Here is a 12,828-nt window from a genome sequence, read left to right on the forward strand (position 1 = left end):
GGCATGGTTGGGGATGAGGCGTTCAGGCCCGCTCGGGATCGCCCCAGGAGCCGAGCGCGAGGCGGCTGAGGCCGCTCATGGCGAGGAACAGCAGGATGCCGGCGGCGGTGATCAGCGAGAGCGCCGCGAACATCCGCGGGATGTCGAGCTGGAACCCGGCCTGGAGGATCTCGTAGGCCAGTCCCGCGCTGCGCCCGCCGGTCCCGGCCACGAACTCCGCCACCACCGCGCCGATCAGGGCGAGCCCCGAGGAGATGCGCAGGCCGGCGAAGAAGTAACCCAGCGCGCTCGGGATGCGCAGGCGCAGCAGCGTCTGCAGGCGGCTGGCGCGGTAGACCCGCATCAGGTTGACGAGGCCCGGATCGACGCTGCGCAGGCCGACCGTGGTGTTCGAGATGACGGGGAAGATCGCGATGATGGTGGCGCAGATCACCAGGGCGATCTGGGTGTCCCGCACCAGGATAATGATGAGCGGGGCCACCGCCACCACGGGGGTGACCTGCAGCATCACCGCGTAGGGGAAGAAGCCGCGCTCGATGAAGCGGCTCTGCACGAACAGGAAGGCGACGGCCGTGCCGAGCACCGTGGAGAGGGCGAAGGCGATCAGCGTCACGCGGATCGTGCTCCACAGGGCGCGCATCAGGTCCGGCCCGTTCTGCACCAGCGAGGCGGCGATCACGGAAGGGGCCGGGAACAGGTAGTCGGGGATGGCGAAGCCGCGGCAGGCGACCTCCCAGAGGCTCAGCACCGCGATCCCGACGAGGAGCGGCGGCAGCGCCGCCTGGACGCGGGGATCCTGGATCAGCGGCGTCTTCACGGATGCGCCTCCGCGTTGGAGGGATCGCTCGCGAGCGAGGCCTCGGTGAGAAGCGCCGAGAGACGCTGGCAATAGTCGGCGAAGCGTGGGGAGCGGCGGAAGGCGTCGCCGCGCGGATGCGGCTCGTCGATGGCCAGCTCGGCGAAGATCCGGCCCGGTCGGGCCGCCATCACGACGATGCGGGTCGAGAGGAACACCGCTTCGTAGATCGAATGGGTCACGAACAGCACCGTGAGCGAGCGCCGCCACCACAGGTCGACGAGGTCGGCATCGAGCTTGTTGCGGGTGAATTCGTCCAGCGCGCCGAACGGCTCGTCCATGAGCAGGAGGTTCGGCTCGGTGACGAGACCGCGGGCGATGGCCGCGCGCATGCGCATGCCGCCCGAGAGCTGGCGCGGGTAGCTTCGCCCCTTCTCGCCGAGGCCGACCAGATCCAGCGCCGCCTGGACGCGGGGCGCGGCCTGCACCTTCTTCACCCCCGCGAGATCGAGGGGCAGGCGCACATTCGCGGCGATGCGCAGCCAGGGCATCAGCGTCGCGTCCTGAAACACCACCGACATGCGCCGGCCCTCGGCGCCGACGCCCTCGAAGCCGCCGCGCCACCACAGCAGGCGGCCGTCGCTCGGTTCGGCGAGGTTGGCGATGAGCGAGAGCAGGGTGCTCTTGCCGCAGCCCGAGGGGCCGATCAGCGACAAGAACTCGCCCTCGCGCACCGTCAGGTCGACGGGCGCGAGGCCGCGGGTGCCGTCCGCGAACACCTTCTCGGCGGACAGGACCTCGATGGCCGGCGCCGCGTTGGCGGCCGGCCGGGTCATCCGCTCCGGCACCCGTTCCGGTGCGGGACAGGCAGACTCCCCCTGCATCGCCCGTGGATAGGCCGGTTGCGCGAGCGCCGCCATCTCGTCCTCACTCCGCCTTCGCCGTCAGCACGGGCATGAATTCGAGGCTGTAGGCCTTCTTCCAGTCGGTCTCGGGCTTCAGCAGGCCGGCTTCGACGAGATAGTCGTAGCTCGCCCTCCAATGAGCCTCGGTCATGGTGCCGATCGGGACGTTGGCGTCGCCGCCGAGCACCTTGAGTTGCTTCAGCTTGGCGATGCCGAAGGCGATCTGGCCATCGGTCATCTTCGGGTTGTCCTTCTTGATCAGCGCGTTGCCCGGCGCCGGATCGGCCATGTAGCTCTTCCAGCCCTCCATCGAGGCGGCCACGAACTTGCGCATCGCGTCGGGCTTGGTCTCGATCATCCTGCGGGTGGTGACGATCGTGGTGCCGTAGGGCGGGTAGCCGTCCTTGGCGAAGAGGTAGAAGTTCACCGGCACGCCCTTCTCCTGCGCCTGGAACGGCTCGGAGGAGGGATAGGCCTGCTGGACGATGGTCTTGTCGGCGAAGAAGGGCTGCAGGTTGAAGGTGTAGGCCTTCACCTGGGAATCGGAGAGCGCGTACTTCTTCTTCAGCCAGGGCCACCACGAGGTCATGCCCGAGCCCGCGACCAGGATGGTCTTGTCCTTGACCCCGGCGAGGCTCTTCACGTCCTCGTGGGTCATCATGCCCTGGAGGTCGTACTGGAAGGAGGCGGCGACCGTGACCGCCGGCAGGCCCTTCTCGACCGCCTGCAGAACCTGGAAATCGAAGCCCATGATCGCGTCGGCCTCGCCCGCAAGCAGGAGCTGCATGCCGTTGACCTGCGGCCCGCCCATGCGGATCTCGACGTCGAGCCCAGCCTTCTCGTAGAGACCGGCCGCCTTGGCTTGGTAGAAGCCGCCATGCTCGGCCTGGGCGTACCAGCTGGTCAGGAACACGATCTTGTCCGCTGCCTGGGCCGGTCCGGCCAGGATCAGCGCCGCCAGCACACCGCACGCCTTCGTCTCGAACCGGATCGGTCGCATCGATAAAGCCCCCTGCCGCGCTGTCCCAGAACGGTTTTCGCGACGCATAGGTCGTGCCGCGTCGGATCCGTCCGGCTCCTCGGACCGCAGGAAAGCGGATGCAGTGCTGCGCGAAAAGCATCGTTTTCCGCGCGGAACGCTCGCAAAATGCGCGCGCTGCCCCATGACTGTGCGCTTGGCTATGCGTTCGGCGTCCTCCCGCGCAGGTAGAATTTGTGCCCTGACGGGCGCCGCACCGTGCCGGCCCGCTTCAGGGGTCGCGCGCGCGACCGGAGGGGCCAGTTGGCAAGCTCCGTGCAGACGCGGCCGATGCGTGGCGCCGGACCGGCGCGACGGCCAAACGGCGCGGAGGCCGCTTCCCCATGCTGCATCATCGCCTGTTGAGCTATCTCGACGAGGTGGCCCGCAGCGGCTCGATCCGTCGGGCGGCCACGCGCCTCAACGTCGCGTCGAGCGCGGTCAACCGCCAGATCCTCTCGCTCGAGGAGGAGATGGGCACACCGCTGTTCGAGCGGCTGCCGCGGGGCCTGCGCCTGACGGCGGCGGGCGAGGTGCTGGTGCGGCACGTGCGCGACACGCTGAACGGCCACGAGCGCATGCTGGCGCAGGTCGCCTCGCTCAAGGGCCTGACCCGGGGCGAGGTGACGATCGCGACGATGGCGAGCATCGCCGCCGGGGTGCTGCCCGGAGTGATCCGCACCTTCCGCGAGACCCATCCGCGCATCGTCGTCAAGGTTCTGGTCCTGCCGGTCGACCAGATCGCCGCCGCCCTGCTCGCGGGCGAGGCCGATCTCGCGCTGGCCTACCGGCTTCCACCCGACCCGCGCATGCGCTGCATCGCCGAGTTCGAGCATCGGCTCGGCGCGGTGATGGCCCCCGACCATCCCCTCAACGGCCGCTATCACGTGCGGATGGCCGATTGCCTCGCCTATCCCCTCGTCGTCGCCGACCGCTCGATGACGCTGCGCGACGTGCTCGAACTCCTCGTGCCCGAGGGAACGAGCTTCACGCCCGTGGTCGAGACGAACTCGATCGAGCTGATGAAGCGCCTCGCGCAGACATCGCCGCACCTCACCTTCATCAACCTCTCGGATGTCGGCGAGGAGATCCGCCGCGGCGTGCTGGCCTTCACGCCCCTGTCCGATGCCAGCGCCATCATCCAGAGGGCCTCGCTGATGCAGCGCGCCCGCTCGGCCCTCGACGGGCCCGCCCACCTCCTCGCCCTGCGGATCCAGGCGGAGTTCGAGCGCCAGAGCACCATCGACTGATCAGGAATTCCACGCGGCGTCCGGGCGAAGACGCCGCCCCGTCCCAATCCCTCTCCCGGCTCCAACGGCCGGGTTTTCCTTGAAGGACCGAACCATGCCCGATTCGCCGTTCCTGCCCGAGGCCAGCGCCTTCGTCCTGCGCAATGCCCGCGTCCCCGCCGCCTTCCTGACGGATGGCGTGCCCGCCGGCGCGCTCCTCGATGCGGAGGGCTGCGCCGCCATCGACATCGTGATCGCGGATGGCCGCTTCGGCCCGCTTCGGCCGGCCGGATCCTCCCCGCAGGAATTGCCGGCCGCCGATCTGGCCGGGCGGCAGGCATGGCCGCGCCTCGTCGACGGGCACACCCATCTCGACAAGGGCCACACCGTCGCCCGCACCCCCAATCCGGACGGCGACTTCGCCGGCGCCCGCGATGCGACCAGCGCCGACCGGACGCGCTACTGGGACGCGGAGGATCTGCGCCGCCGCATGGCCTTCGGCCTCGCCTGCGCCTGGGCGCACGGCACGGGGGCGATCCGCACCCATCTCGACAGCCAGGAGAGCGGGCCCGAGGGCGGGTCGCAGCGCGATCAGGCGGCGACCAGTTGGGGGGTGTTCCGCGAGATGCGCGAGGCCTGGGCCGGGCGGATCACGCTGCAGGGCGTCGGCCTGACGCCGATCGACGCCTATGCCACCGATTACGGGCGCCGGCTCGCCGACCTGATCGCGGATTCGGACGGCCTGATCGGCGGCGTCACACGGCCGACCGGCGGCCTGCATGGCGGCGCGCTCGCCGAGATCGACGCCCTGCTCGACCGCCTGTTCGGCCTTGCCCGGGACCGGAATCTCGACGTGGACCTGCATGTCGACGAGACCGGCGACCCCGCCGCGACCTCCCTCGACGCGGTCGCCCGCGCCACCCTGCGCCACGGCTACGAGGGCCGCGTCACCTGCGGGCATTGCTGCAGCCTCGCGCTCCAGCCGGAGGCGCAGGCAACCGCCACCATCGCCCGGGTGAAGCAGGCGGGGATCCGCATCGTGACGCTGCCCACCGTCAACATGTACCTCCAGGACCGGCAGCGGGGGCGCACCCCGCGCTGGCGCGGCGTCGCGCCGGTGCAGGAGCTGATGGCGGCGGGCATCCCGGTGGCGGTGGCGGGGGACAATTGCCGCGACGCCTTCTACGCCTACGGCGACCACGACATGCTCGACACCATCCGGGCCGCGGTGCGCATCCTCCATCTCGATCATCCCCTGGCGGGCGCGCCCGCCCTCGCCGGGCCGGTCCCGGCGGCGATGATGGGCCTTCCCCATGCCGGCACGATCCGCGAGGGCGCGCCCGCCGACCTGATCCTCCTGCCCGCGCGCAGCCTCAACGAGGTTGTTGCGCGCGCCCACGCGGATCGACTCGTCCTGGTCGCGGGCCGGCCCGTCGCGGCGCGGGTGCCGGCCTACGAGGCCCTGACCGGCGAGACGGCCCCCTGGTAGGCGCCCGCCAACCGACGCGGCGGGTGCGCAAAGGCACCCGCCGCGAAAGAGACGTGCCAAGACCTCGATTTTGTCGAAAAATTCGACAAAGGGGCGCTAACTATCAGCGAATATTGCTATTTCCCGGACACGAAAGCGGCAGCCCCCTGACGCGCATTGTCGTCGTGCCGTATCTATATGCACAGGCCCCGAGCAGCACCTGTTGTTTCGCGCGGCATCGATGCTCAGTTTGTGGGACATGCGGCGTCGCCGTTCCGACCGCGACGCCGACGCAAGTCTCGGAGATTGACGTCATGATTTCACGCATCGCCACGGGCACGATTCTCGCCCTCGGCCTGTCCGGCGCCGCTTCGGCCCAGAGCTACAACGCGCCGGCCGGCATCCCCGCCGTCACCGCTCCGGGCGGCCTCACCGGCCTCGCCGGCCCGGGCAACGTGCAGCGCTACATGGACGGCGACAGCCGCTACGGCACCGTCTCGGTCGAGGGCGTCTACACCACCGGATCGGCCGCTCGCGCGCCGCGCACCGAGCGCGGGCGCTAAATCCGGGCGTCGGCCTGCCGGCCGACATCCGGCGACGACCAGGGAAGGCCGGCCGCGTCGCGACGCGGCCGGCCTTCTTCGTTTCGCCCGGACCCATCGCACGATCCCTGCCGCCAGCTTTTCGATTTCATCGAACGTTTCGTTCGATCTTATTCCAGTTTTCGGAAAGCTCAGGCGGGGCCATCTTCCTTTCATCAGATGACGGACGCACCGGCCGTCACCGCAAGCAACCGATGGAGCATCCCATGTCCCGCATCCTCACCGTGTCCGCCCTCGCCCTCTCCCTCGCCGCCGGCCTGACCGGGGCCGCCTCCGCCCAAAGCTACAACGCTCCCGCCGGCATCCCCGCCGTGGCCGCACCCGGCGGCCTGAACGCCACCGCCGGGTCCGACACCGTGCGGTATCGCGCCGAGCGCGCCGGCCAGTCCGCCGCCGTCGCGGCCGAGGGCGTCGAGGCGACCGGTTCGATCCACCACCGCCGCAGCGCCCGCTGATCTCGGGCCGGCTTCGGGCTTGCTTGTCGACCCCACGCGGCCCGGATGTGCCGCGTGGGGGAGCCAAGCGATGCAAGGACCGGGAACGCCGACACTCGACCAGCTCCGGGTCTTCCTCACCGTGGTCGAGGCCGGCAGCTTCGCGGCGGCCGGGCGCCGGCTCAACCGCGCGACCTCGGTGATCAGCTACACGATCGCTAATCTCGAGCTTCAGCTCGGGCTGCCGCTGTTCGATCGCGAGGCGACGCGCCGGCCCCAGCTCACACAAGCCGGCCGCGCCGTGCTGACGGAGGCGCGGACCGTCGCCCACGGCATCGACACGCTGCGGGCCAAGGTCAGCGGCCTGCTCGGCGGCCTCGAAGCCGAACTCTCTTTCGTGTCGAGCGTGCTGATGCCCGGCGCGCGGCTCGTCGATGCCCTCACCGCGTTCCAGGCCGAGTTCCCGACCGTGTCCCTGCGCCTCAACGTCGAGGCGCTCGGGGCGGCGCAGCAATCCATCAGCGATGGCCGGGCCGATCTCGGAATCACCGTCGAACTCTGGACCCGCGACAGCGACCCGCTCGAACTCATCGCCATCGGCGAGGTCGAGATGCTGCCCGTCGCCGCGCCGGGCCATCCCCTCGCCGGGGCCGGCGGCCTCGTCCCGGGCGCGGCGCGCGAGCATGTTCAGCTCGTCATCACCGATCGCTCGCCGCTGTCGCAGGATCAGGAATTCGGCGTCATCGCCAACCGTACGTGGCGGCTGTCGGATCTCAGCACCAAGCACACGCTGCTGCTGGCCGGGATCGGCTGGGGCAGCATGCCCGCGCACATGGTCGAGGCGGACCTCGCCGCCGGCCGCCTCGTCGAGCTGAACCTCCCCGAAGCCACGCGCCGCCGGCTACCCCTGACCATGATCCATCGCACCGACCATCCTCCGGGCCCGGCCGGACGCTGGCTGATCCGGCGCTTCGTCGAGCAGGCGGAGCGCGAGGCCGCGGCACGGGCGGCCTGAGCGGCGAGGGACTCAGACCAAATCCGGTCGATCCCTCCGGGATGGCGGATTTGAACCTCGCTCAGACGCCGCGCGGGCTTGCCGATACGGAGCCCGCTCCGATCAAGCGGGATCCGTATCAGACCAAATCCTGTCGATCCCTCCGGGATGACGGATTTGGACCTCGCTCAGACGCCAGGGCCGACCGTTCCCTCCGTCTCCGGGTAGCGCAGCGGATCGCCCGCCCGCCGGTTGTCGTAGACCAGCTCGCCCGCGACCCAGGTGGCGCGCACGGTGCGGTGGTCGCCGAGGGTCATCAGCACGAACAGCAATTCCTCGATGCCGCCGCAGGTGGCGGTGCGGAAGCCGAGCAGCGGCGTGGCCGCGAGGTCGAGGACGCAGAGATCGGCGTCATGGCCCGGCGCGATCCGCCCGATCCGGTCGTCGAGCCGCAGGGCCTCGGCCCCGCCCAACGTCGCGAGCCAGAACGCCCGCACCGCGTCGAGCTTGGTGCCGCGCAGGGCCGCGACCTTGTAGGATTCGCCGAGCGTCTTGAGCAGCGACAGGGTCGTGCCGGCGCCGACATCGGTCCCGAGTCCGACCCGCACCGGACGGCGCGGATCGAGGGCGTCGAACAGCCGGAACAGGCCGCTGCCGAGGAACCCGTTCGAGGTCGGGCAATGGGCGATCGCCGCCCCGCTCGTGTGGCAGGTGCAGAAATCCTCCTCCGACATGTGGATCGCATGGCCGAACACCGTGCGCGGGCCGACCAATCCGGATTGCGCGTAGACGTCGAGATAGCTCGCCCGCTCGGGGAACAGCTCGCGCACCCAGGCGATCTCGTCGGTGTTCTCGCACAGATGGGTCTGGAGGAAGAGGTCGTCATGCTCCCGCATCAGCGTGCCGGCGGCATCGAGCTGCCCTTGCGTGCAGGAGGGGGCGAAGCGCGGGGTGACGCAGTAATGCTGGCGGCCGCGCCCATGCCAGCGGGCGATCAGGGCCTTGCTCTCGTCGTAGCCACGTTGCGCCGTGTCGAGCAGGCCGGCCGGGGCGTTGCGGTCCATCAGCACCTTGCCGGCGATCATCCGGGTGTTGAACCGCGCCGACTCGGCGAAGAACGCCTCGACCGAGCCGGGATGGACCGTGCAATAGACCACCGCCGTGGTGGTGCCCGCCCCCAGGATCTCGCGGAAGAACAGCCTGGCCACCCGCTCGGCATGGCCCTGGTCGGCGAACTGCAACTCGGCGGGAAAGGTGTATTTCTCGAGCCAAGCCAGCAATTGCTCGCCGTAGGAGGCGATCATCTGCAATTGCGGGTAGTGGACATGGGTGTCGATCAGGCCGGGCAGGATCAGCGCATTGTCGTAGGCCGTGACCGCGACGCCGGCCGGGATCCTATCCGACAGGTCCGAAAAGTCGCCGAAGGCGGCGATGCGCCCGTCCTCGATCAGGATCAGGGCGTCGGCCACGTGCTGGAGGCAGCCCTCCGCCAGGAACGGGTTGCCGGTCAGGCTCACCGCCTGGCCGCGGATCGCCCGTATCCGGGCCGCTGCCCCGGTCATGCGCCCGCCTTCTCCGGGACGGCCGCGAGCTTTTGAAAGATCCGGTCGGGGGCGAACGGCGTCGCGGTCAGCCGCACGCCGGTGGCGTCGCGGATCGCATTGCCCAGGGCGGCGGCGACGGGGTTGTAGGGGGCTTCGCTCATCGATTTGGCGCCCATGGGCCCGACCGTGTCGTGGGTGTCGGCGAACAGCACCTGGGTCAGCGGCACGTCGGCCATGGCCGGGATGTGGTAGTTGCGCAGGGTCCGCGTGACCACCCCGCCCGCTTCGTCGAAGCGGACATCCTCGTAGAGGGCCGCACCGAGCGCCTGCGCCACGCCGCCCTCGATCTGCCCCCGGCACTGCATCGGGTTGATGACGACGCCGGCATCCGCCGCCTGGATGCTCTTGAGGATGCGGATCGCACCGGTCGGCGGATGCACGGCGACGCGAAAGGCCTGGACGTTGAAGGCGACCGAGCGCGGGCTGCCATCGGCCTCGCCCACGGCCTCGAACGCCGCCGCTTCGGCGAGGACGGCAAGGGGGATGAGCCCGGCCGGGGTCTCGACCCCGTCGCGGGTCAGGCGGCACTCGGCCGGCGCGACGCCGGCCCGCTCCGCCGCCGCCGCGCGGATCCGCTGCGCCAGCGCCGTGGCCGCGCGAAAATTCGCCTGACCCGCCACCACGGTGCCGGTGCTGCCATAGGCGCCGGTATCGTGGGGGACGGCATCGGTGTCGGCCTGGATCAGACGGATGCGGTCGGGTGTGGTGCCGAGGACCTCGGCGGCGATCTGCCCGTGCACGGTGCTGGTGCCGTTGCCGAACTCGGCGGTGCCGACCGAGAGGGCGTAGGCCCCGTCCGGTTCCAGGCGGATGCGGGCATGGGCGACGTGGCCGCGCGGCGGGATCGTGTCGATCATGCCGAGCGCCATGCCCTGGCCGACCCGCCAGTCGGGGCCCGGCGGCGCCTCGCCGCTGCCGTGGGCGAGGGCGGCCTGGGCGAGATCGAGGCATTGGTCGAGCCCGTAGGAGCCGTAGACCACGTCGTGCGGCTCCAGGCTGGTCGAGACCATCGGATCGCCCGGCCGCACGGCGTTGAGGCGGCGCATCGCGAACGGATCGATCCCGAGATCCCGCGCCAGTTCGTCCAGCGCCGATTCCACGGCGAAGATCGTCTGGCTCAAGCCGTAGCCGCGAAAGGCCCCGGCCGGCAGGGTATGGGTGTAGACGGCATAGCCCTCCACCCGCTTGTTGGGGCAGGCATAGGCGGCGATGCTCTCGTTGCAGCCGTGGTGCAGCACGCCGCCGGCATGGTTGCCGTAGGCGCCGGTATTCGAGAGAACCCGAAGCGAGAGCGCGGTGAGGCGCCCGTCCGCCCGCGCCCCGACCTTCACCCGCACCCGCATCGGGTGGCGCGTCGTGGCGGCCGAAAAATTCTCCTCGCGGGTCATCTCGTATTTGACCGGCCGCCCGGTGCGCAGCACCGCCAGCGCCACCAGATCCTCGGTCAGCGTCTCCTGCTTGCCGCCGAAGCCGCCGCCGACCCGTCCGCACAGCACCCGCACCCGGTCGCGGCCGAGATCGAACAGGCGACACAGGGCGTCGCGGGTGAGGAAGGGCACCTGGGTCGAGGAGCGCAGGGTCAGCCGGCCCTCGGCATCGAGCCAGCCGAGGGCGCCGTGCGTCTCGAGATGGACGTGCTGCACCCGCTGCGAGACATACTCGGCCTCGTGGATGCGGTCGGCCTCGCGAAAACCCGCCTCGACATCGCCGATGGCGCCATGGGCCTCGGCGGCGAGGTTCGGATGCGACAGGAGCGGCGGCGCATCCTCGCCCGGCCGGGGCGGCTCCCGGTCGGCGGGATCGTGGACGAGGGGCGCGTCGGCCCCCAACGCCGCTTCGGGATCGAGGACGGCGGGCCGGATCTCGTACTCCACCCGCAGCGCCCGCAGGCCGGCCAAGGCCGCCGCCTCGCTCTCGGCGACCACCGCCGCGACCCGCTGGCCGTGGAAGCGGATGACCGGGTCGAGCACCGCGGTGTCGGCGGCGTCGTCCAGCGGGTTCTCGTGCCGCCCGGTCGAGAAGCGGCGGCGCGGCGCGTCCGCGTGGGTCAGCACCGCGACCACGCCCGGCACGGCGAGGGCCTCGGCCCGGTCGATGCGAAGGATCCGGGCATGGGCATGGGGCGCGCGCAAGACCTTCAGGTGCAGCAGGCCCGGCACCGCTTCGTCGAAGGTATAGGCCGCCCGGCCGGAGACGACGGCCCGGCTCGCCGGAGCGGGCAGGCTGCGCCCGACCGGACCGGCCTCCGCCCCGTCGGCCAAGTCGGTGTGAGCGATCCCGGCCACCGCGTCGCGGATCGCCCGGTAGCCGGTGCAGCGGCACAGATTGCCCTTGAGCGCCGTGCCGAGATCCTGCCGCTGGCCCTGGTCGAGGGCTGCGGCCGTCATGATCATGCCGGGGGTGCAGAAGCCGCATTGGAAGCCCTGGGCCGCGCAGAAGGCCTCCTGCATCGGGTGAAGCCGTTCGGGAGGCCCGTCGCCGGGGGCGCAGGGGCCGGCGAGGCCTTCGATGGTGGTGATCGCGCGCCCCTCCGCCTGGAAGGCGGGCAGCAGGCAGGCATGCACCGGCTCCCCGTCGAGATGGACGGTGCAGGCGCCGCAATCGCCCGCATCGCAGCCCTTCTTGACCCCGAACCAGCCGAGATCCCGCAGCAGCGTGCGCAGGCACTGGCCGGGGCGCGGCGCGGCCTCCTGGATCTGGCCGTTGACGGTCAGCCTCATCGGGCCAGCTCCTCTCGGATCTCTTCGGCGAGCAGCCCGGTCACGTGCCGGCGCCAGTCCGGCGCGCCGTGGACGTCGTCGTACCAGCCATCCTCGGGGATCGCCGCCGCGATCGCCTGCCGCAGCGCCGCCGCGGCCGGCACGGTCGCGAAGGGCAGTTGCACCGGGCGCGGCGTCGCGGCCGTGATCGTCAGGGTGAAGCCCCCCGCGCGGTCGCGCGTCCCGATCACCAGCGCCCCGGAGCGACCCTCGGGGGAGAGGGCGATGCGGCGGAAGGCCGTGCGCCGCCGCAGGGCCGCCGCCGGCAGGTCGATGCCGAGCAGGATCTCGCCGGGGGCAAGCGCCGTCCGCTGCGGCCCGAGCACGAATGCGGTGACAGGCAGGCGGCGCTCGCCGCCATCGGGCCGGCGCACCACGCAGGCGCCGTCGAGCGCCGCCGTCAGCGCGATCATCGGGCCGGCCGGCAGGGCCATGCAGAGATTGCCGCCGACGCTCGCCCGATTCCAGATCTTGAACGAGCCCAGCAGCGCCCGGCAGCATTGTCCGACGAGCGGCGCGGCGATCCACTCCTTCGGCAGGGCGAGCCGGTCGAGTTCGGCGATGGTGCCCGTCGCCGAAAGGCGCAGGCCCGCCTCCGACAGCTCGGCCGCCGGCCAGCCGAGGGCGGACAGGTCGATCAACCGGGCGAGGGCGGGCTGCGGCTCGGAGAACAGCCACGTGCCGCCCGCGAGCCAGGCATCGCCCGCGCGCCACTCGGGCAGCGCGTCCAGGCTGCGCGGTCTCAGGACGGCGGTGATCGTGTCGAGATCCATGGGGAGGCCGCTCGTGCGTTCTACCGACCTTCGGCCGCCGTCACGGCCTGCGTCCAGATCCCCTCACAGATTCCCTCGCTGGTCCTCTCGCCGGTCCTTTCGGGCCTGCGGGCGATGACGGGCTGGTCGGGGCCGCCGGAGGGGGCGAGCGGCGGGGCGGTCTCGGTCATCATGCATTCGGGAGGCGTGACAAACGCGACGGCGGGGATCGTTGAGGGTCCGGGTTGAGCCTTTTTCTGGCCGCCG

General features: G+C 71.2%; 11 protein-coding genes. 5 read left to right on the top strand and 6 right to left on the bottom strand.

Annotation, left to right across the window (positions count from 1 at the left end; all coding sequences use genetic code 11):
* Positions 1–22: 22 nt before the first annotated feature.
* The 3 genes from MZTS_RS14520 to MZTS_RS14530 are packed head-to-tail and all read right to left on the bottom strand — an operon-like array spanning position 23 to position 2,701.
* Positions 23–817, bottom strand: a complete 795-nt coding sequence (locus MZTS_RS14520; protein WP_009864746.1) for an ABC transporter permease subunit — start codon at positions 815–817, stop codon at positions 23–25.
* A complete protein-coding gene (locus MZTS_RS14525; protein WP_192284385.1) occupies positions 814–1,716 on the bottom strand; it encodes an ABC transporter ATP-binding protein in 903 nt (300 codons plus the stop codon). Before MZTS_RS14525 ends, MZTS_RS14520 begins: the two co-directional genes overlap by 4 nt.
* A 7-nt stretch (positions 1,717–1,723) precedes the next feature.
* The gene (locus tag MZTS_RS14530; protein WP_192284386.1) at positions 1,724–2,701 is read right to left on the bottom strand and encodes an ABC transporter substrate-binding protein; all 978 of its coding nucleotides are present in this window, start codon (positions 2,699–2,701) and stop codon (positions 1,724–1,726) included.
* A gap of 362 nt (positions 2,702–3,063) precedes the next feature.
* Here MZTS_RS14530 and MZTS_RS14535 point away from each other — a divergent pair, with 362 nt between their 5' ends.
* The 5 genes from MZTS_RS14535 (at position 3,064) to MZTS_RS14555 (ending at position 7,467) form a co-directional block, all read left to right on the top strand.
* Positions 3,064–3,969, top strand: coding sequence for a LysR family transcriptional regulator (locus MZTS_RS14535; RefSeq protein WP_009866091.1), 906 nt, complete (start codon positions 3,064–3,066; stop codon positions 3,967–3,969).
* 94 nt (positions 3,970–4,063) lie between these two features.
* Entirely contained in the window at positions 4,064–5,437 is a 1,374-nt protein-coding gene (locus MZTS_RS14540; protein ID WP_192284387.1) for a cytosine deaminase, read from the top strand.
* A gap of 293 nt (positions 5,438–5,730) precedes the next feature.
* On the top strand, positions 5,731–5,979 hold the full coding sequence (locus tag MZTS_RS14545) for a hypothetical protein (protein ID WP_192284388.1): 249 nt from the start codon (positions 5,731–5,733) through the stop codon (positions 5,977–5,979).
* A 245-nt stretch (positions 5,980–6,224) separates the two neighbouring features.
* The gene (locus MZTS_RS14550; protein WP_192284389.1) at positions 6,225–6,473 is read left to right on the top strand and encodes a hypothetical protein; all 249 of its coding nucleotides are present in this window, start codon (positions 6,225–6,227) and stop codon (positions 6,471–6,473) included.
* A 70-nt stretch (positions 6,474–6,543) separates the two neighbouring features.
* Positions 6,544–7,467 (top strand): LysR family transcriptional regulator, encoded by a 924-nt coding sequence (locus MZTS_RS14555; RefSeq protein ID WP_192284390.1) that lies wholly within the window; start codon positions 6,544–6,546, stop codon positions 7,465–7,467.
* A 167-nt stretch (positions 7,468–7,634) separates the two neighbouring features.
* On the opposite strand, the gene guaD is transcribed toward MZTS_RS14555, so the two are convergent.
* From guaD to MZTS_RS14570, 3 genes are read right to left on the bottom strand one after another with little or no spacing between them, the layout of a single operon-like run.
* Positions 7,635–9,008: a guanine deaminase gene (guaD, locus tag MZTS_RS14560; RefSeq protein ID WP_192284391.1), complete on the bottom strand. Its 1,374-nt coding sequence runs from the start codon at positions 9,006–9,008 to the stop codon at positions 7,635–7,637.
* Positions 9,005–11,770: a molybdopterin-dependent oxidoreductase gene (locus MZTS_RS14565; protein WP_192284392.1), complete on the bottom strand. Its 2,766-nt coding sequence runs from the start codon at positions 11,768–11,770 to the stop codon at positions 9,005–9,007. Before MZTS_RS14565 ends, guaD begins: the two co-directional genes overlap by 4 nt.
* Positions 11,767–12,582 (bottom strand): FAD binding domain-containing protein, encoded by an 816-nt coding sequence (locus MZTS_RS14570; RefSeq protein ID WP_192284393.1) that lies wholly within the window; start codon positions 12,580–12,582, stop codon positions 11,767–11,769. The genes MZTS_RS14565 and MZTS_RS14570 overlap by 4 nt, the downstream gene beginning before the upstream one ends.
* Between the last annotated feature and the right edge of the window lie 246 nt (positions 12,583–12,828).

The sequence above is a fragment of the Methylorubrum zatmanii genome (genome assembly GCF_014845115.1).
In the GTDB taxonomy this organism is placed as follows: Bacteria; Pseudomonadota; Alphaproteobacteria; order Rhizobiales; family Beijerinckiaceae; genus Methylobacterium; species Methylobacterium zatmanii.